16 protein-coding genes are annotated in these 21,188 nt (G+C 40.2%); 6 read left to right on the top strand and 10 right to left on the bottom strand.

Annotation, left to right across the window (positions count from 1 at the left end; translation table 11 throughout):
- Positions 1-112 precede the first annotated feature (112 nt).
- Both T344_RS0124565 and T344_RS0124560 read left to right on the top strand, forming a co-directional pair.
- Positions 113-667: a helix-turn-helix domain-containing protein gene (locus tag T344_RS0124565; protein WP_027630904.1), complete on the top strand. Its 555-nt coding sequence runs from the start codon at positions 113-115 to the stop codon at positions 665-667.
- A gap of 20 nt (positions 668-687) precedes the next feature.
- Complete coding sequence (locus T344_RS0124560; RefSeq protein WP_027630903.1) at positions 688-2,349, top strand: AMP-binding protein; 1,662 nt, start codon at positions 688-690, stop codon at positions 2,347-2,349.
- Positions 2,350-2,398: 49 nt separating this feature from the next.
- On the opposite strand, the gene T344_RS0124555 is transcribed toward T344_RS0124560, so the two are convergent.
- From T344_RS0124555 to T344_RS0124535, 5 genes are all read right to left on the bottom strand, one after another.
- Positions 2,399-2,737: a hypothetical protein gene (locus T344_RS0124555; protein WP_004623288.1), complete on the bottom strand. Its 339-nt coding sequence runs from the start codon at positions 2,735-2,737 to the stop codon at positions 2,399-2,401.
- Between the two features lie 347 nt (positions 2,738-3,084).
- Positions 3,085-4,986, bottom strand: a complete 1,902-nt coding sequence (htpG, locus tag T344_RS0124550; protein WP_027630902.1) for a molecular chaperone HtpG — start codon at positions 4,984-4,986, stop codon at positions 3,085-3,087.
- A gap of 118 nt (positions 4,987-5,104) precedes the next feature.
- Positions 5,105-6,493 carry a SpoVR family protein gene (locus T344_RS0124545; RefSeq protein ID WP_027630901.1) on the bottom strand — a complete coding sequence of 463 codons (1,389 nt, stop codon included), beginning with the start codon at positions 6,491-6,493 and terminating at the stop codon, positions 5,105-5,107.
- 42 nt (positions 6,494-6,535) lie between these two features.
- The gene (gene yhbH, locus T344_RS0124540; RefSeq protein ID WP_027630900.1) at positions 6,536-7,768 is read right to left on the bottom strand and encodes a sporulation protein YhbH; all 1,233 of its coding nucleotides are present in this window, start codon (positions 7,766-7,768) and stop codon (positions 6,536-6,538) included.
- A gap of 107 nt (positions 7,769-7,875) precedes the next feature.
- The gene (locus T344_RS0124535; RefSeq protein WP_027630899.1) at positions 7,876-9,810 is read right to left on the bottom strand and encodes a PrkA family serine protein kinase; all 1,935 of its coding nucleotides are present in this window, start codon (positions 9,808-9,810) and stop codon (positions 7,876-7,878) included.
- Positions 9,811-10,109: 299 nt separating this feature from the next.
- Here T344_RS0124535 and T344_RS0124530 point away from each other — a divergent pair, with 299 nt between their 5' ends.
- Positions 10,110-10,964 carry a GNAT family N-acetyltransferase gene (locus T344_RS0124530; protein WP_027630898.1) on the top strand — a complete coding sequence of 285 codons (855 nt, stop codon included), beginning with the start codon at positions 10,110-10,112 and terminating at the stop codon, positions 10,962-10,964.
- 114 nt (positions 10,965-11,078) lie between these two features.
- Here the strand turns inward: T344_RS0124530 and T344_RS29255 are convergent, their stop codons facing one another.
- The 3 genes from T344_RS29255 to T344_RS0124515 form a co-directional block, all read right to left on the bottom strand.
- Entirely contained in the window at positions 11,079-12,383 is a 1,305-nt protein-coding gene (locus T344_RS29255) for an ATP-binding protein (RefSeq protein ID WP_051572242.1), read from the bottom strand.
- A 193-nt stretch (positions 12,384-12,576) separates the two neighbouring features.
- Positions 12,577-14,301 (bottom strand): B12-binding domain-containing radical SAM protein, encoded by a 1,725-nt coding sequence (locus tag T344_RS0124520; protein WP_027630897.1) that lies wholly within the window; start codon positions 14,299-14,301, stop codon positions 12,577-12,579.
- Positions 14,302-14,409: 108 nt separating this feature from the next.
- Positions 14,410-15,609 (bottom strand): D-alanyl-D-alanine carboxypeptidase family protein, encoded by a 1,200-nt coding sequence (locus tag T344_RS0124515; protein WP_027630896.1) that lies wholly within the window; start codon positions 15,607-15,609, stop codon positions 14,410-14,412.
- Positions 15,610-15,918: 309 nt separating this feature from the next.
- Here T344_RS0124515 and T344_RS0124510 point away from each other — a divergent pair, with 309 nt between their 5' ends.
- Together T344_RS0124510 and T344_RS0124505 are read left to right on the top strand one after the other, a co-directional pair.
- The gene (locus T344_RS0124510; protein WP_027630895.1) at positions 15,919-17,109 is read left to right on the top strand and encodes an MGDG synthase family glycosyltransferase; all 1,191 of its coding nucleotides are present in this window, start codon (positions 15,919-15,921) and stop codon (positions 17,107-17,109) included.
- Positions 17,110-17,290: 181 nt separating this feature from the next.
- Positions 17,291-18,292: a 3-oxoacyl-[acyl-carrier-protein] synthase III C-terminal domain-containing protein gene (locus T344_RS0124505; RefSeq protein ID WP_027630894.1), complete on the top strand. Its 1,002-nt coding sequence runs from the start codon at positions 17,291-17,293 to the stop codon at positions 18,290-18,292.
- Between the two features lie 248 nt (positions 18,293-18,540).
- On the opposite strand, the gene T344_RS0124500 is transcribed toward T344_RS0124505, so the two are convergent.
- Together T344_RS0124500 and uraA are read right to left on the bottom strand one after the other, a co-directional pair.
- On the bottom strand, positions 18,541-18,903 hold the full coding sequence (locus tag T344_RS0124500; RefSeq protein ID WP_027630893.1) for a hypothetical protein: 363 nt from the start codon (positions 18,901-18,903) through the stop codon (positions 18,541-18,543).
- Positions 18,904-19,212: 309 nt separating this feature from the next.
- Positions 19,213-20,598 (bottom strand): uracil permease, encoded by a 1,386-nt coding sequence (gene uraA / locus T344_RS0124495; protein WP_027630892.1) that lies wholly within the window; start codon positions 20,596-20,598, stop codon positions 19,213-19,215.
- A 368-nt stretch (positions 20,599-20,966) separates the two neighbouring features.
- Here uraA and T344_RS0124490 point away from each other — a divergent pair.
- Positions 20,967-21,188: helix-turn-helix domain-containing protein (locus T344_RS0124490; RefSeq protein ID WP_027629426.1), on the top strand; the 222-nt coding region annotated here is incomplete at its 3' end.

Genomic DNA, 21,188 nt, shown 5'->3' with positions numbered 1-21,188 from the left:
CATTAAAAATGTATAAAAAAAAGGTTGCTTACAATATATACACCGTTTAATAAAATATGCTATGTTTATAGAAAATAAATCGCTTATTATACATATATGGGAAGGTGATTAAATGTCTGAACAAATCAAGCTTATTGCATCCCGAATAAAGGAACTGCGTGACATTTCGGCTATATCGGCCCAGAGTCTTGCAGCTGAGCTTAATATTTCAGAAGAAATTTATCTTGAGTACGAAAGTGGAAATACCGATATTCCTGTCAGCTTTCTTTACCAGATAGCCAACAGATTCAATGTTGAGCTGTCTGCCATTTTAACCGGTGATAATCCCAGGCTGCACACCTATCAGGTGGTCAGAAAAGGAAAAGGCGCCAATGTGGAAAGAAGAGAGGATTATAAATACCAGAGTCTTGCCAACAACTTTATAGGCAAGAAGGCCGAACCGTTTATTGTCACTGTTGCACCTGAAGACGACAGTTTTCCTGTTCACTTTAATTCGCATAAAGGTCAGGAATTCAATTATGTCATAGAGGGAACCCTGAAAATAATAATCAACGGGCATGAATTGGTATTGGAGGAAGGAGATTCGGTATATTTCGACTCCTCTGCAAACCATGGCATGAAAGCCTTAAACGGCAAGCAGGCTAAATTTTTGGCAATTATTCTTTAGCACTAGGGGGAAAATAACAAATGTTAAACAAATATCTTTCTCGGCTGGACTTCTCATCCTATGAGGATTTCTATGAGAATTTTGAGATAAAAGTACCTGAGAATTTCAACTTTGCATACGATGTTGTTGATGAATATGCAAAAACCGACCCAAACAAGATTGCGCTTGTATGGTGTGATGAATCAGGGGCGGAAGCAACTTTTACTTTCGCCCAGCTCAAAGAATACAGTGATAAAACCGCAAATTTCTTTAAGGCTGCCGGCATCAAACGGGGTGATCCGGTAATGCTGATATTAAAAAGGCGCTACGAATTCTGGTTCTGCATACTGGCATTGCATAAACTGGGTGCCGTGACAATACCGGCAACCCACCTTCTGACATCAAAAGACATTGTTTACAGGGCAAATGCCGCCGACATAAAAATGATTGTCTCTGTATCTGAGCCGGAAGTCATCATGCATATCGAGGACTCCCTGAGCAAATCTCCCAGCCTTAAATATAAAGCTCTTGTGGGAGACAGCAAAGATGGCTGGCTTGACTTTACCAGTGAAGTTGACAAATCCTCCAATGTTTTTGAAAAACCGACCGGGGATCAGGCTTCACAGAACAGCGACATATCGCTGCTTTATTTTACTTCGGGTACAACAGGCATGCCCAAGATGGTTCAGCATGATTTTTTATATCCGTTGGGCCATATCCTGACGGCAAAATACTGGCAAAATGTCAGCGACGGCGGCTTACACCTGACTGTGGCCGATACGGGCTGGGCAAAGGCCGTCTGGGGAAAAATCTACGGCCAGTGGCTGGCAGGCAGTGCGGTTTTTGTATATGACTATAATAAATTTGTTCCGAAGGAATTGCTGCAGATCATTTGTAAACATAAAGTCACCACCTTCTGCGCTCCGCCAACAATGTACAGGTTCTTTATAAAGGAGGATCTGACAAAGTTTGACTTAAGCAGTTTGAAGTATTGTGCAGTGGCGGGTGAACCGCTTAATCCCGAGGTTTATAACCAATTTTATAAAGCCACCGGCATAAAGCTTATGGAAGGCTTCGGACAAACCGAATTGACCGTAACCCTGGCAACCTATCCCTGGATGGAGCCAAAGCCGGGGTCCATGGGCAAACCTTCACCGGGATATGATATAGACCTTCTGGATGATGAAGGCAACTCTGTTCAGGACGGTGAAGAAGGTCAGATAGTTGTCAGAACCTCTAAAAGGAAACCGGCCGGAATGTTTGGGGGATATTACAGGGATACAGCCCTGACCAATAAGGTCTGGCATGATGATATTTATTATACCGGTGACGTGGCATGGCGTGATGAAGACGGCTACTACTGGTTTGTGGGAAGATCAGACGATGTAATCAAGAGTTCGGGTTACAGAATCGGGCCTTTCGAAGTGGAAAGTGCTTTGATCGAACATCCCGCCGTTATGGAATGCGCAATAACCGCCGTTCCCGACGAAATAAGAGGTCAGATTGTAAAAGCGACCGTCGTCCTGACCAGGAACTATTCTCCGGGTGAAGGGCTGGTAAAAGAGCTCCAGGATCATGTAAAGAGAGTAACTGCTCCGTACAAGTATCCCAGAATTATCGAATTCGTGGAAGAGCTTCCCAAAACAATCAGCGGTAAGATCAGACGCGTTGAAATAAGAGAAACCGACAGCGATAAGAAATAAAATTAGTAAATGCCTGAAATTGTACAAATTTCAGGCATTTTACTTTTCTTTATTCTCTTGTAGGATCAAATCTGAAGCCCATGAGTTTAGTCTTCTTTTCACCTGGATTCAGAACATATATATCATCGATGTATTCCCACCTTACAAGTATGCTTGTAGACCTTTTTTCGGATATCTGTTTTTCCTTTGGGATCTCTTTACCGTTGTCATCCATGATTTTTGTCATGGTTCCTGACCCTTCCAGCCAGATGCCTATTTCATCAACATCCATCAATTTGGCAAAGATTATGTTGTTAACATCATAGAAATAGTTTAAAACCGTATTCTGCTCGGCTATTTTTCTCAGGCACAAAAATATATTTTCACCAATATAGCTGTTTAGAAACATATCCTTTATACTCCTGTAATTTTTCAGCTATAATATTAAATGAATTTTATTTGCGGAATGTTACAAATATTTGGCCAATACTAAAGCCCCGTAATTTACGGGGCTGAAAAAAGGGTTTTAAAGGAGAAACAAATTATGAAAAAGTTTATATTTATATATTAGTATAACTTTGTTAATAAACCATTTATAAATGATGAACTTTCTGTAAACAAGTGATATAAGTTTTTTATCAGAGCCTTCCACTTATTTATTAACATTGCAGAACCAAAAAAGAGACTGTTGTTAAGCAGCCTCTTTACTGGAATAACTTTACCTTGTATTTAAATGACTGTTAAATCTGATATTACTTATACCAGCTTCATCAAAATCTCATTGCTTCTCTCTATGAATTTTGCCATTGCATCTGGTTCAAGGGGCTGATGGCTCATCATAGCGAGGTCATAGATATGTTCACTGATAAGTTTGACTTGATCTTTCCTGGTTTCATCCTCTTTCATATCGGTCAAGGCCTTTACAAGTTTATTTGAGGAATTCAGTACAAGCGTCTGCTCTTTCGGGAACATATGGCTCATATCCATACCGCCGAACATTGCACTCATCTCCTGCATTCTTCTTGATTGCTCGGACAGGAGAATCATTGCAGGAACGGTTTCATTCTTCAGCGACTCAACCTGCACCTTCAGCTTATCATCATCAACTGCGGCCTTGAACAGCTTTTCCAGATATGATACGTCAGCTTCAGCAATTCCTGTATTGTCGTTCTTCATGCTGTCGGATATGTCAGCATCTATTCTGTTAAAACGCACACCTGTCATCTTGCTCTCCAGCAGCTGCATGAAATGGTTGTCAATCATTGTGGATAGTATGACCGCTTCCATTCCGTTTTCGTTAAACAGTCTGATATACTGAGCCTGCTGTTTTTCATTTGAAACGTAGAACACCTTGTTTTCGTGCTTTTCCTTGTTGTTTTCAAGGTAATCCTTTAAGGTCGTATACCCGCCCTTTGTTGACTTGTAAATGAGAATGTCCTTGACCCTGTCATAAAATTTTTCTTCTCTTATACAGCCGTATTTGACAAACGGATTGATATCATCCCAATATTTATTGTAATTTTCCCTTTCATTTTCAAAGAGGGAAGTCAGCTTGTCGGCAACCTTCTTTGTGATATGGGTGGATATCTTGTTTACATAGCCGTCATTCTGCAGGAAGCTCCTGGATACGTTCAACGGCAGATCAGGACAGTCAAGTACACCCTTTAACAGCAGCAGGAATTCCGGAATGACTTCCTTGATGTTGTCGGCTACAAATACCTGATTGTAGTAGAGCTTGATCTGGCCTTCCATTGTCTCAAATTCATGTTTGAGCTTGGGGAAATAAAGTATGCCTTTGAGGTTAAAAGGATAGTCCATGTTTAAATGAATCCAGAACAAAGGTTCGTTGAAGTCGTGGAATACCTTGGTATAGAACTGCTTGTATTCCTCTTCTGTACAATCCTTTGGATTTTTCAGCCACAGTGGGTGGGTATCATTTAAGGGTTCGGGCTTTTTGGGCTCTGCATTTTCAGAGGCCGCCTCCTGCTCTTCACCCTTGGACTCATCAGCTTTTTCGGGAACTTTGGCAGCATCCTCGAGGTACAGCTCATATGGAAGAAAAGCAAAATACTTCTCAAGGGTTGTCCTCATTTTATATTCGTCGGTAAACTCAAGCCCGTCCTCAGCCAGGTATAGAGTAATTGTGGTTCCTCTCTCCGTTATGTCTGAGTCCTGCATTTCAAACTCGGTACCTCCGTCACTTATCCATCTGACAGCCGCAGCTCCGGGCTGATAGGACAAGGTATCGATCTGCACTCTCTCTGAAACCATGAAGGCTGAATAAAAGCCCAATCCGAAATGGCCTATTATCTGTCCGTCATCAGACTTGTCCTTGTACTTCTCAAGGAAATCGACTGCTCCTGAAAAAGCAATCTGATTGATGTACTTTTTAACTTCCTCATCAGTCATACCAAGACCATTGTCGATAACTTTTATGGTTTTTTCATTTTTGTTTACGATGACCTTGATTTCAAACCTGTTGTCATCGGGCAGGTCAGCTTCGCCGATGGCGTCAAGCTTCTTGAGTTTGCTGATTGCATCGCTTGCATTTGAAACAAGCTCTCTGATAAATATATCCTTTTCAGAATATAGCCATTTTTTTATTATTGGAAAAATGTTTTCGGTATTAATTGAAATACTTCCGCTTTCGTGTTTCATAAATCTACCTCCGCTTGAAAATTTTCAACAATAATAATATACCTCTATTGCAGCAAACTTTCAAGTACTTTTTAGCACTCAATTAACAAGAGTGCTAATAAAGCATTATATCGTTAAATTAACCGTATAAGGATATTCTCTTCTGCTCGTCACAGGATATATTCTTTTTCTTGCCTTCAAGCTGGGTTACCAGCAGGATTTTTCCGTTCCACAAATCCACAAGGTGCTTAAGGGTCTCATAGGCATAGCTCAATTCCAGCTCCCTGTCATCATACTCATGTGTCAGCACAAGAGTGTTATCCTTCTGGTTCCACTCCTCAACTCTTATGGAAGGAATACTGCCGATTCCCACCGTATTGCAAAGCGTATCCCTGACAATTTTCCAGCCTTCGTCATCGGATACTTCGGACACCATATAATCATTTCCTGCCGAGACGTATTCAAACAGGTTCATTTCACCGCATAATTCCTGTGTGAGATATCTTCTGATAAAGGACTGGTCTCTTTCAGTCTCCCTTATTTCAAAAATCTTTTCCCTGCCGTATTTCTCACCAAGGTTCTCAAATATTTTAAAACCTATGTAATAAGGATTTATACTTGATTTCAAAGGACGGATCACTTCGTTGTGCCTTTTCAGGAATTCCATATGCATGTTCTGGGGAAGTTCCAGCTTGTTCATAATGTTAAAATGCCAATAGCTGGCCCAGCCTTCGTTCATTATCTTTGTCTCTATCTGGGGCAGAAAATACAGGGCCTCCTCCCTTACTATGGCCAGGATATCCTTTTCCCAGTCCTGCATCCTCCCGTATTCGATTATGAATTTCAAGATATCTTCCTCAGGCTTTTCAGGTATTTTTATTTCCTGCTGAACAAACTGCTTAAGTTCCTCTGAGTTTTGTTGAGTGTATCGCTCCAGATAAGGAAAGTCTTTATTGTGCTCAGTCAGAGCCGATACGTCTTTTCCTGTCTTATCCGGCCTGTTCCGGAACTCCACGATCCTCTCGGTTTGAAGTTTTACCGCGTGGGCGGCATTCAATATCTTTTCAACCCTTGCATAACCTATGCTGGGGTCGGAAATATACTCCCTTATACGGTTTGCATGATTTTTAAACATCTCAACGGTATACTCCGCCTTGGTTCCCGATTTAAACAGCCTGTTATTTTTGAAAAAATCATTATGAGCATATACATGGGCTATTGTCAGAACCTGAAGCAGGAGGGAGTTGTCTTTCATCAGATAGGCAAGGCACGGATTTGAGTTTATAACCATTTCATAGGGCAGGCCGGTAAGATTGTATTTATGCAGTGTTTTAATCCTCTCATACGACTTGCCGTAGCTCCAGTGCGGGTAGTGCGACGGCATACCCACATAGGATTCATAGCCTATCATGTCCTCATAATCTATTATCTCAAATTCCTGGTTATAATAATCCAGGCCGCATTCCTTTGCAATCGGCTCTATCCGCTCATTCCAATATTCCAAATCAGCTATGCTAAAATCCGCCATAAGACCTCCCATATCCATAACATTGCATGGACAACATATATGCTATTCGCCCTTCTCCAGAAGTTTTTTTAATGCAGGAAGGACATCCTCTTTTTTATTTATGGTTATTGCTGCAAAATTCTCACTGTCTATCTTGCTCTGAAGTTCGGATTTAATGGTGCTTCCCATACTGTAATAGCCCGGTACGATTTCTCCATAACCGAATAAATTGCATACCTCGCATAGTTTTCTTGCGCTGTCCACCGCTTTTTTGTTATCTTCCGACCAATTATCCCCGTCACTGCAATGAAAGGCATAAATATTCCAATTTGACGGACTGTACCTTTCATTTATTATCTCAAGCGCCTTTTCGTATCCGCTGCTGATGTATGTACCTCCCGATTCGCCTCTGTGAAAAAACTCCTTTTCGTTAACTTCTTTTGCAGTGGTTGTATGGGCTATAAATACAACTTCCACATTGGTATATTTGAGCTGTAAGAACTGGTAGAGCAAAAAGTAAAAACTTCTTGCGAGATACTTCTTTGTCTGGTCCATTGAGCCCGATACATCCATAATACATAATACAACCGCATTATAGTCCCTTTTATTATCTTCCTTTATCCTGTAATACCTCAGATCGTCTTCTATAAAGGGAAACCTGTTTTTTTGCAGGCCATTTAACTGAATATTATTATTTATATGAATTTCAGAACTGTCTTCAAAATCCTCCTCATATTTTTGGGCCTTTTCCTGATCAAGCTCGTTCAAGGTACGCTTGGTAGCCTGCTTCCGCTTGATTTTTTCCACTACCGAGCGCTTTTTTGCAAGTCTGGGAGGAATACCCCTCTGCTGGTAGCCAAGCTTTCTGTAGCTTTTTTCCTCCAGTTGGGACAATTGCTTCTTATCTATATCGGGCAGGTTTAAATCATCGAAGAGGTATCTTATTACCTCTTCGATTGTGATTTCAGTTTCGTATATCTCTTCCCCTTCCTGATTTCCTGCTCTTCCTTTGCCGGTTCCGCTCTGGGCCTCCCCCGCAAATTTGTCGCCTCTTTTTTCATTGCCGTCGCCCGAGCCTACACCAGGTTTATTTCTTCCATAAACAAATTGAAATTCCTTAATACCTCTTATGGGTATTTTTATTTTCTTATCCCGGCTCTTTCCGATAATGCTCTCTTCGGCTATGATATTGCCGAGATTCTTTTTTATGGATTCCTCCACCAATTCCCTGTGCCGCCGGCGGTCTTCGGCAGATCTGTCACGACCGCCGCTGCCGTTTTCTCTGAATATAGCCATATATACCAACCTCCATGAGCCATGTTATGGCTTTGAGCCGCATAGCGGCCACAAAATAATAATGAAATTTGCTTACTCCTCTGCCGCTGTAAGGCGAATAAAGGAGGTTAATCCTTCCAAAGGTTATTGGCAGCATATTTCAGTATTACATTGCAGCAATGGTCGCAGTAACCGTTCTTTTTCATCTCTTCAACCATGGTATTATATTTCTGGGTTTGTTCCTTGTCTCTCACTTTTGCCTGGGTAATAATCCTGCTGAGATCTCTTACAGAAGTTGTAAGCTTCTTTTCTATTGCATCCTTTAAAGGTTCATAGCTGGTGTAATCAAGACTCCCTCCGTTCCTCATGACAAAAAACATATAGGCGGTTACATCGGACCGGAAACCTTTTACTGCCGTATCGGATATTCCAATCTGCTCCTCGATGGATCTCATGAATTTCTCATCAGGTTCCAGTTCCTCTCCGGTATTCTTATCCTTTATTTTGGTCTTATTCACAAAGGCCTCGGCATGATCCAGGTAATTGTTAAACAGGCTTTCGGCCTGTTCTCTGTAGCCGTGTATAAAGGCCTTGGTTACTTCCTTTTCAAGTATCTTATTATATTCTTTCTTTACTGTATCGTATATCAATCTTAAATATCTTTCCTTTTCATCATCTCCTATGCCCAGCTCCTTGACAGACTTAATCAGGGATTCCATTACGGCAATAGGATTTATACAATCATTTTCAGATTCTGATAAGGCAGTATCCAGGGCTTTCATTATAAATCTTGTTGAAATACCTGTCATGCCTTCCCGGGGAGCTTCTTCACGCAGCTCGAATATGTCTATCTTTCTGGTCATGCCCTTCTCGAGAATTTCTTCTCCGTTATATATCTTTAATTTGGTCATGGGATCAACCTTGTTTGACGGGCTAAGTCTTGTTAGAATTGCAAACATTGATGCAATCTCTATGGTATGCGGTGCAATATGGGCTCTGAATTTACTTTTTGACAGCATCTTTTCATAAATTTTTATCTCTTCGCTTAATTCCAGACAATATGGAACTTCTATCCTCACTATTCTGTCCAATATGGCTTCATTTGTGTGATCTGATTTGAATTTGTTCCACTCGGCTTCGTTTGAATGGGCCACAATTACTCCGTCAAAGTAGATCATGGCGCCCTTTCCCGGCGATGGTATGGATTTTTCCTGAGTGGCGGTTATCATGGTATGCAGATATTCCGTTTCATTTTTAAAAACCTCAATAAATTCGACAATACCGCGGTTACCCGCATTAAAAGCTCCATTGAGGGACAGTACCCTGGGATCATCCTCCGGATAGAGGTCGATTTTTGAAATATCAACACTTCCGGTAAGTATGGAAGAGTCCTGGTTGTTGGGATCCACAGGGGGAACCACACCAATACCTTTTCTGGAGCGTATGGAAAAGCCCACCGATTCCACGGGAAATCTCTCATATTCTCCCGCGTATTCGTTTTTCAGCCTGTATCTGCACACGGGACACAAATCTCCCTCTATTTTAACGCCAAGTGTCTCCTCAAATTCTTTTCTGAGATGTTTGGGTACAAGGTGGAGCGGTTCTTCTCTCATTGGACAGCCCTTTAAAGCGTAGACAGGTGCAGCCACTTCAAGTGACTTTTTTAATGCTTCCATCAGCGAGGATTTACCCGCACCTACAGGACCCACAAGATATAACACCTGCCGTGATTCTTCACCGGCCATGGCAGCCGAATGAAAATACCTGACTATCTTCATAATAGTTTTATCGATACCGAAAAAATCCTCTTCAAAAAAAGCATACTTTTTGATTATGTCATTTCCGTATATTCTTCTCAATCTTGGATTCTCATCTGTTCGAACGACCTCCGTCCCCTTTGCTACTATAAGGTCGTACAACCTCTGATGAGCAAGAACAGCCACCTCAGGATTTGATTTTACCAACTGAAGATATTCAAGAAATGTGCTTTCAAATACCCTTTTTACCCTATCATCCCTGTCCTTTTGAATCATTGCTTTGAAGTCAAACTCCGGTGTGGTCATCTGGAAACCTCCCTTTTTACCTGGTAGATTTGAAGGAACAAACAGTTTTACTGCCATTATAATCAATAGTTTTGAAATTTGTTCCTGATAAAATATCTCATTTTAAAATATATGTGAGTATTGGAAAAATATTATTGAATAAGTACTTTTATGTGTTTTAGTTTTGTACTTTTTAAAGCGCGGGATTGTATTTTTTACCTATTCCATATATAGTATTTATGAATCTGAAAATTTGCCAATAAATTATTTATAGAGCTGGCATAACAAGGTTAATACACAGGACTGGAGCGACTGATAACATGTTTATATATAAAACTCTTGATGATGTAGCTGTTACTGTAATTCATGAAGCATTTGCCAACGCTTTTTCAGATTATCAGGTAAAAATGGATTTACCCTTGCGGAAGTTTGAGACTATGCTGAAAAGAAGGGGTTTTGTTCCGGATATTTCATTGGGTGCTTTCCAGGATAATATTTTGACCGGCTTCATTTTAAACGGTTTTAGGTCCTGGAACGGCAAGCCTGCCGTGTACGATCTGGGAACAGGGGTAATTCCTGGGTTCAGGAAACAGGGAATTACAAGCACAATGCTGGCAACCTTGAAGGATTTGCTGAAATCAAAAAATGTAGGGCAGTATTTGCTGGAAGTCATTCAATCCAATACACCGGCATTCAACTTATATAAAAAACAGGGGTTTGAGATTGTCCGGGACTTTGCCTGCTTCAGTCTTGACAGAACAGGCTGTACTGCCGCCGGTAAATATAACGCGGAGCATGTAAATATAATTGGGCCCGACTGCTGGGAACAGCTGAAAAGCTTCTGGGACTTTCATCCCTCCTGGCAGAACTCCATTGCTTCGGTCAATGCCGTAAGTGAATCCTTCTTTTATTCGCTTGTAAAAATAGAAAACAAAATTGTGGGTTATGGAATCATTGATAAGAAATCGGGAGATCTGGTGCAGATTGCCGTAGACAAAACGTTCAGACGCCGGGGCATAGGCAGGAGTATTGTATGGGATCTTTCAAACCGCACCGAAGCCGGCCGGATATCAGTCTTAAATGTTGACACTGCCGCGGCTTCGACAGTGAATTTCCTGCTGTCCCTGGGCTTCACCAACAGTGTAAGCCAATATGAAATGCTGCTGACACTATAGTCTGACAGTGTGATATATACCCTGGCTGCCGGCAGTCTTATTGATAATGAATTAAAACTGCCAGGATATCATATTCTGAAATACCCGGGCAGTTTCCTGCTGTTCAAAGCTCTATCAATCTTTTGGAAGTTTTATATAAAAAGTAGTACCTTTGCCAGCCGTACTTTCAAACCATATTTCACCGTCATGTACTTCAGTTATGGCATGATAAACCATGAACAGGCCCAGTCCCGTACCGTCCTTTCTGTGATAAACAAAGGGCTGAAAAAGTTTTTCCTTGATTTCATCCGGAATACCGGGTCCGTTATCATTTACCGAAATAAGCACATCGTTGTTTTGATCACTTATTTCAATCTCTATTTTTCCGTCGCGGGTAATGACCTGCACGGCATTCTTGACCAGATTCTCAAGAGCTCTCTTAAAAACTTTATGGTGGATTTTTAATTTTCCGCCGAAGCAATTAATGAAGGAAAGCTTAATGTTATTCATCTCACAGTCAGGCTGTATCTCCTCGATTACCTGCCTGATTATTTCTGCAGGCTGAAGTTCAACTCTGGCCTCGGGCTTGAAAATGTTCTGCAAATCAACCACAGACCTGTGCAGTGCATCGACCTGTTTTATTATCCTGTCAAAGTATCCATGCTCCTTTTTTGAGGTTGAGGTGAGTGTACCCAATTGGGCAAGTCCCCTGATACTTGCAAGTGGATTTTTTAAATCATGAACGGCTGTTGCCATCAATTCAGCGGTAGCAATGGATTTTCCGATGCCCTTTGTCGTCTTTGGCTTTGAGGGAATACCGGCTATTTCCTTTTCTATGGCATCCACACAGGCCATTGCTATGGTAAGCCTTGCCGGATGGGCATATTCGTTCAAAACCACAATACTTATTGCTCCAATGAGTTTATTATCCCTATGAATAGGAACTCCAAGGCATGAGAAAGGTTTATATATGTTACCATAATGTTCCATGCCATATATAAAAACAGATTCGTCTTCCAATAAACAAGTGCCTCCGCCATTGTTGCCTATATACTCTTCCTTCCAGCATGCCCCGGCACATTGACCGTTTTTCTTTCCCCCGAAATCCTCTACCGGTCCTTTGATATCAAGGACCCACCCCTCACTGTCAAGCAGAGCCACAACGTGAGGAATACCTGTCAGGCTGAGTGAAAGATACTCAAGGTAAGACTTTGCTGTCTGCACTAAAAAATCAAATCCGATAAGCTTCTTTTTCAGTTCTTCATCCTCTAAATAAACAAACTTCAGTTTTTCAGGGTCAACATTATGTTTCTTACATCTGTCCCATGCTTTAATTGTAATTGATCTAAGAGCTGGTTCATGGTCAATTGCCTCTTTTAACATATTCCATTCTCTTATCATTTCTCTCTCCGAAACATTAGCGGCATTCTCTATGTACAACTTGTTCACTCCCTTTAAACAGATTTTGCGCACTGACACTATTCGACTCAAGTTACATAATTCCTTTATTTCTTCAAAAAATTTACTTTAATTTTTAATCGTCATATAGATCAGTTTACTTAAAACCAATTACATAGGCTCAAAAAATAATTGGGAGTATGGCCTATTAATCGCCTTTACAGAAAAGAGCAGACTACCCTTTTATGATGATATTTTTGTATTTCCCATTTACCGCATCCTTTTGTGTATAATCAAAAATAAGGATTTCCTGTGAATTTGCTATTAAATCAAGTGAAACAAAAAATACTTTCTTTAAAATGTTCTTTGCAGGAGTATATAAAAAATCAGGAAGATGCTCCTTAATAAAATCCTCACTTCTCAACATTTCATGGATCCTGCCTGCAGGCAGGAAATCCCTGTCGGCCCTGATGGAATCAGGAATAGCACAGGAACTGTCTGAGCTGAGGAAATCAAATACCATAGCCTGACGGAACTCTTCCATATCAACCCTCCCTGCCAATTCGGCCTTTACAAAACCGGACAGTATGGCTATGTTTTCACGGTAAGCTATGGGCCTGTCCAGATATGCATTTTTCCTGCAATAGACAGACAATGCCCTGTATAATTCAAAATAATCCCCCGAATAGATTTTCTCCAACAGCAGCAAGGACTTTTGAAACCTGCCTGAATTGTAATACCTCTCAACAGTCTCCTCCACATCCTTTAAAACCAGAATATCCTGATATTTTATATATTTGTTTTCAAGTATTTCATAAGGGGCAAAATCTCTATAGCTGTAACCGTGCTTTTCAGCTTCATTTCTCACCCGTGCACCCTTTAGCATCTTGAGGAAACCAAGTTGAAGCTGATGGGGCTTCATGCCATATACATCGTTGAAAGACCCTCTGAAGGAAATAATATCTTCAAAGGGCAGGCCTGCAATAAGGTCCAGATGTACATGAATATTTGAATTGCTGAGAATTCTTCCGACATTGCTTTTCAACCTGCCCAGATCGGTCACGCGGTCAATCTCTGCAAGTGTTCCGGTATTAGTGGTCTGCAGCCCGATTTCAAGCTGAATTCTTCCATGGGGGGCACGGCCCAGCAATTCCAGCATATCTTCATCAAACAGGTCTGCTGCCGCTTCGAAATGAAACACTGTACCGCACTCCAGAGAAATGATATATTCCAATATCTCCCTGGCCCTTTTTTTATTGCAGTTAAAAGTCCTGTCAACAAATTTGATCAGTTTGGGCCCGAACTTCAAAAGCCTCTCCAACTCAGTTTTTACCCTTTCAAAAGAAAAGAATCTGACACCGTTAAAAGTTGAGGAAATACAGTAGGAACAGTTAAACGGACAGCCTCTTGAGGATTCATAATATATGATTCTATTTTCAGCCGATTCCAGCAGGGCATCAGTATATGGAGAATTGAGCCTGTCCAATTGCGGAATAAGATTAAAGCCCTCTCTGTATATGATCTCCCCGTTTTCTCTGTACGCAATACCCTTCAGCATTTTATATTCTTCAGACCCGTTTTGAATTGCTTCGGTCAGGACAGGAAATACCTCCTCCCCCTCTCCGCACAATACAAAATCAACGGGATCATTCTCTTTTATAACCGCGGCGGCAGTATATGAGACCTCCGGTCCCCCAAGAATTATAAAACATTCCGGTATAAGCTTCCTGATTTCGCGTATAAGCAGCTTTACTATTTCATAATTCCAAATATAACAGGAAAAGGCCAGTACATCCGGCTTTTCCTTATAAATTTCAGCTAGTATGCCGTCTTTATTGTCATTAATGGTAAATTCTCTGACCACTGTCTCCCCGGTGTTTCTTAAGCTGGCTTTCAAATACCATACCGCCAGGCAGGTATGTATATACTTTGAATTAATACCAACCAGTACTATTTTCATTTCAGTTCATACAGCCTTTCCCGTTTATAATTTTTAAAATCAATAAGTGAGCCGCCTTATACAGGCTCTGGCAGGGTACGTCACTATCCTAATATTATGCCATCTTTATCAGTTATGTACAAGTCTGGCCCAGGTTTTGAATATTGAGTCAAAATAAAAGTAAAAATCCTTTCTCCCCACTGTCTCAAGATTTTTCAGATCCGTTGTGGCCAGAAGCTTGCCGTCCAGTACATAATCGGCAGTTCCGATTTTCATGCCGCTTTTTAAAGGTGCTTCTATAACTTCAGGAAGATTGTAAATAATTTTAACCTTATCCACTTCCTCCTGCTTAAGGGGCAGGGTTATGTCAGAGTCGGAATATATGGGAACTTTGTCCAGCACACCCTTATGCACATCAAGCTGCTGCAGCGGCTGACCTTTTTTAATATACTCATAGTTTTTGAAATTTTCAAAGGCATAATCCAGGAGTATCTTGCTGCTCTGTGCTCTGACAGTTCTTGTGGGGCAGCCAAGGACTATGGATATTATTCTCCAGTTGTTTTTTGTAACCGAGGTAACCAGACATCTGCCGGCCTGCCCTGTATATCCCGTCTTGACTCCATCGGCCCCCGGATATAATCCCAGCATCTCATTGGTATTGGAAATATTGCTCCCCTGAAAAACTGAATTTTTAGTACCCACAATTTCGCAGAACTTTTCGTTTCTTAAGGCATATTGGGTTATAAGCGCCAGATCGTATGGAGTTGAGTAATGCTGCGGATCATCCAGCCCGTGGGGAGTGACGAAATTGGTATTTGTGGCCCCGATTTCAGCAGCTTTTCTGTTCATCATTTCTGCAAAAAGTTCAACAGAACCTCCTATATGCTCCGCTATGGCTATGGCAGCATCATTTCCGGACCTCAGCATCATCGCATACATCAGATCCTTGAACTTATAGGTCTTCCCTTCCTTGAGATTGACCGTTGACCCGCCGATTGCCGCCGCTCTTTTGCTTATTGCCACATCCTCCTCATCGTTGCCGTTTTCAAGAGCAACTATGGCCGTCATGATTTTGGTGGTACTGGCTATGGAATGTCTGGTATAGGCGTTCTTTTCATACAATACCCTTCCAGTGGCCATATCCAGGACAATTGCCGATTCTGCCGATACCCTGGGCAGCTTGTTCCCCGTTGTCTCAATACTGCCATTGCCGTTAAAATCCCTTATGGGTTCATCTTCATTGGTATCATCGGCCCAAACCTCAAAATTACACAATAAGCAGGATAAAATAATTATAATACTCAATACCACTCTTAAAGTTTTTCTCAACAGCCTCACATCCCCAGCTTTCCAATATGAATTAAACATTAAGGTACAAAACTCAAGCGTTATAATATATGAAAACAAAGATTGGTTTATAACGATTAAACAATATTAAAATTATAAAAAATAAAATCAAACATTTAATCTTATTGCTCGTAAAATAAACAGAAACAAAATTAAAAAAAATTTTAGAATTAACACTTTAATCCCTATCATTTAACCCAAATGTTGTATTATTATATATGTGTATTATTATATATATGGAATGATAGTGCCGTTAAATTAGTTAACAATCTTGGAGGCTAAGGAAAAAACATGAAAAATGTTGTAATAATTTCATCAGATTACACCGGTCATGGTCATAAGAGTATTAGTGAATCACTATTGGAACAATTCAATCAGTATGACGATGTAAATGTTAATATTATAGATGGATTTGACCTGGGCGGAAATATGTGGGTTAAAGTAGGCAAATCTTATGGTTTGGTTACAAGAAACGCAAAAGAACTCTGGAAATTAGCCTGGAAAATATCCAAAAGAAATCCAACGTTTATACATGAATTTACAGAATTGACCATCCGTGAAAACTTCATAAAAATGCTCAGGAAGCTTAAACCGGACTTAATTCTTTCAGTTCATCCCATTTTTAATTCACCGATTCTGAATATTCTCAGAGAGTACAAGATAAATATTCCTTTTGCAATTTTTGTAGCTGATTTGGTAAGCATATCGCCCTTGTGGGCCGACAAGCGTGCAGACTGTATAATCTGCCCCACTGAGGAGGCAAGGGAAAGGTGTATTGGCTTTGGAGTGCCTGAGTCCTCAATAAGAGTAATAGGATTTCCTGTGAGGTCAAGATTTACAAAGCATATCTCCCAGGGGGGGCAAAAGCCTGACTACAGCCTTGACAGGCCTCTTGACTGCCTGATCATGAGCGGCGGTGAAGGTTCCGGAGATATGAGTGCGGTATCAAAACTCTTATTGGATAATTTCAACTGTAATGTACAAATTATTGCCGGAAGAAATGAAACCATGAAGGAAAAGCTGGAAAGAACCCTTTCACTTCAGTATCCCGGAAGGGTTGAAGTCCATGGATATGTAACAAATATTCAGGATTATATGCTAAAATCCGATATAGCCTTTACCCGGGGCAGCCCTAATGTAATGATGGAAGCTATTGCCTGCAATGTGCCTCTGATAATAACAGGAGCCCTGCCCGGACAGGAACAGGAAAATCCCGATTTTGCCGTTAACAATAAACTGGGAATTTTCTGTGAAGAGCTGTCAAGCCTCTCATCGGTAGTTTCTGATCTTCTGGCAGACAATGCAAAAGGCTTAAATGAGATTAAACAGGCTCAGCGTGAATATTTTGACCATGATTCCGCCAAAAAGATCGTTGAAACCTGTCTTGGACTTATCAGAAGTGAAGTTTTTATCTTTCCTTCCGAAATGCGCCGCAGAAGACGCTTTTTGAAATTGAAGCTCCAATCCCGCAGGAGTTCATAGTATTTTCAATTTTCAATTTAATAAATCCATTAGCCTCATTCCGGTTGGAATGAGGTTTTTTATATTTCCGATCAACCATTACAACTAACTGCTAATTATGTAAGATTTGAATTAATATGTTGTAATTTTACATAATTCCTATTATAATCTAATAATACACTTAAAAAAAGGGGTGGTTAGATTGTATCAAAACATAGTTTTTAAGGGTGTAGGAACATATCATCCGGCCACAAAGACAAGCAATTCCTATTATATTAAACATTTTAAAAGCATGGGAATTGATGTATCGGGTCTTATAGAACATCTGGGGCGAAATACCAGATGCATAGCCGATGCAAAGAACGAAAATGCGGTAACCATGGCTTACCAGGCTTCTTTAAAAGCACTTCTGACATCAAATGTTCAACCGGAAGAAATTGACATAATCATATTTGGAACCGATAGTCCTGAAAAATTAATCCCCTCCAACGCATTGCTCCTTCATGACAGATTAAATACGGTTAATGCCCACCAGATATTTGATTTAAATTCAAATTGTATAGGCATGCTCTCTGCAATTGATGTTGCAAGCCGCCTGCTGCAAAGTAATACAAGGCTCAATAAGGCTCTCGTCGTAGGTAGTTTTTTAGGAAGCTTCATTTCCAGTAAAACCGATCCCGTATGTTATTCAAATATGGCCGATGCAGCAGCGGCAGTCATACTTGAAAGAGTTGAGGAGCCGTATAAAAGAGGCTTTATTGATACAAACTTTAAAACCGACCCTGTAGTAAAAGATGCATTCCAATTTCCGGCCTGCGGTTTTTCAAAGCTTTATGACAATGAAACAGACATGGAAGATAAGAAATTGAGACTGGATCCATTCGATACAAGCTTTATTTGTAAAGAGTGGGTTGATTTGATGCAGGTACTTTTTGAAAGGTGCAATATAAGTAAATACAATATTAAACAGTTCTTTTTTTCTCAATTTTCCAAACCTGATGCAGAAACAACCCTTGATTTGATGTCTGTGGGTCTGGACAAGTATACATACATAGGAAACAAATATGGCTATACCGGCCTCACAAGCCCAATCATAGCATACAATGAAGCACTCAGCAACAAATCAATTGATTACGGAGATTATGTGGTGTTCTGCACTGTGGGCGCAGGATATAACATATGCGCTCTTTTATACAGATTGTAATCTGTTCAAAAGGTGACAGCTGTGATCCCTGAATAGCCATGAGCATAGTGCGCCGGTATAACTTCAATAAATGGAAAGCTCTATTATATAAAATACAGATCTGAAATTGCAGCCAACACCTTGTGATGAGCTGTATAAATTTCAGGTATGTACCTGTGAGCAATCCATTTATTGAAGTTTGGGTGGGGGGTATTATTACAATACTTTTGGTATTGTATTTCTAATTGTTTCATTTATGTAAATATGAGTTATAGCTTTAAATAGGCTTCCTCAACCGTTTCGGCAAAAATAATGGTATCAAACTCCGGTATATCCCTTGCAAGGCGTTTTGTCTGTCCGGCTGCAACTGCGGATTGCTGCTGTATGATAATTCTCTTTTTAAAAGGAACACTCATATATAATAAAATCATATTTTTCAATTGTTCAGCCACATCCTGAGCTGAAGCCTTGACTTCCCTTCCATCAACTATAAGAGTATACTCCTTGGGATCAAACATGGAGGTCCTGGACTGATACTCGGCCATAAAGTCCATCCCCTCCTGCATGGAAAAAAATCCGGCAGCTGTAATAAAGAAAACCTTCTTCAACTTGTCAATTTCCATTTTAAACATCTGTACGCCTCCTTGTAAATTACTGTAACATTAAGCAAATTACCTATTACTATAATATATAAAAAATAGAAATACAAGTAATTTTATGTATATTTATGTAATTCCACTAATTTTATTTAAAGAATATTAATTTTATTTAATAATGCTACCTGCAAAATAATATATTTCTGATAAGCCATTATTTAAAACTATCAAAATTACAAAATTCAAAAGCAGCAAAAAGCTCCTCATATGAAAGCAGTTTTGTAACGCTTTTATGAGGAGCTTTAATTTAAAAAGGATATTTATTTTTTATTCAGCAGCTATCTATCAAGCCTCTTCGGTGTCGTTGGTAAGCTTCAGCTTTTCAAGCAGGAAGAATATGAGGCTCAGCACCATGCCGGCCAATGTAGCAAGAACCATTCCCTTAAGCTGAACATCGTCTCCAAGATTTATGGATATTCCGCTGATACCTATAACAAAAACCAATGCTGTGAGAACCAGATTTTTCGCTTTACTGTAGTCAATCTTGGCTTCAACAATCATTCTTATACCTGATGCAGCAATAGTACCGAAGAGCAGTAAGCTTACACCGCCCATTACAGGTCCGGGTATACTTGAAATAACGCCCGAAAGTTTGCCGAAGAAAGCAATTATTATCGAGATGACTCCCGCACCTCCAATGACCCATACACTGTAAACTCTTGTAATGGCCATAACTCCCATGTTTTCACCATAGGTTGTAGTTGGACATGATCCGCAGAAACCTGACAGCATGGTTGAAATACCATCACCCATCAAAGATCTGTGAAGTCCCGGATCTTTTGTTAAATCTCTTCCTACTATATTGCTTGTTACAAACAGATGTCCTATGTGCTCGGACAATACAACCAGTGCTGCCGGAGCAAGTATTAACATGGCTTTTACATCGAATGCCGGCAGGACAAATTCCGGAATATTAAACCAGCTTTTTGTTCCGATTACAGAATAATCCACATACCCTATTATTGCAGACAATCCATATCCTGCAATTACGGCCAGCAATATTGGTATAACCGACAGGAAGCCTCTGAAGCACAAGTTGCCTATTATTAATATTGCCAGTGTAACCAATGATATGATAATACCTTTTGTATCAAAACTGCCGTCTGCATTCGGGAATAACTTGGCCATGCCGGCAGCCGTGCCTGAAAGCTCAAGTCCGATGAGTGCCACTATAGGTCCCATTGCAGCGGGAGGAAGGACTATATCCAGCCAGCGGGTACCGACCTTTCCTATAATAAATGCCACTATTATAAAGATTGCTCCGCAAATAATATATCCGCCCAATGCTTTGGCAAAATTGTCGGCATAATTTGATGAAGCTTGTATTATTGAAGCCGTGGGTGAAAGGAAAGCAAAACTTGACCCCAGGAATGCAGGAGCTTTTCCCCTGCAGATTAAAAGGTAAATCAAGGTACCTATACCGTTCAGCAAAAGAACCAGTGCCGGGTCAATAACCTGAATATTGTTGTACTGTGCCAATTGGTCGGCATTTAATTGTTCAACGGTTAACTTTAATGAATTGAGAAAATGATCTTTTGCATAACTGTTAAATAAGAACGGAACCAGAACTGATGCGCTGAACATTGCGAACAAATGCTGGAAACTGAGTGGAAGCGCCTTTAGAAAAGGAACTTTTTCTTCAACCTGGATTATGGGTCTTGAATACTTCATAGTTAAATCCCCCTATTATTTTTTTGATAGAACAAAGGTGGAAATAAAAAAACCTCACTGCCTCTCAGGCGCAGCAAGGTTGGGGTTCATCCAATCACGGCATACTTATCCCTGTACTCGTACTTGCGTACTTGTACTATGTACCTTACTAGCCTCTCTGGACTAATTTAAAAGTTTTTTTATCCGCTGACAAGTATATCATAAGTATTCATCAAATGTCTACAAAATATCCAAAAATTTTTAGCTTCCTTGAATGAAAAAGTAAATTCCAGTTTTAAAAAGTTTAAATAGAATTTAGTCTTACATAAATTCCACCACCTGATATAGAATTAAATTGGTTTCCATATCCGCAGTGAAAGGAGTTAATTATGTCTGACTTAATACCAGGAAACCAAAAGCATCTTACCCTAGATAACAGAGTTTTTATTGAAAAATCACTAGACAACAAATTACCTTTTAAAGAGATTGCGAAATATTTATGTAAAGATCCTACTACTATTTCAAAAGAGGTCAAAAGGCATCGTGCTCTTACTCCTAGAAACGATTTTGTATCTCCTAATCACTGTGTTCATCGTGGTAAATGCTGCCTT

Source organism: Ruminiclostridium cellobioparum DSM 1351 = ATCC 15832 (assembly GCF_000621505.1).
GTDB lineage: Bacteria > Bacillota > Clostridia > Acetivibrionales > DSM-1351 > Ruminiclostridium > Ruminiclostridium cellobioparum.
Note: the sequence above shows the minus strand (reverse complement) of the source record. Positions and strands in the feature narration are given on the sequence as shown.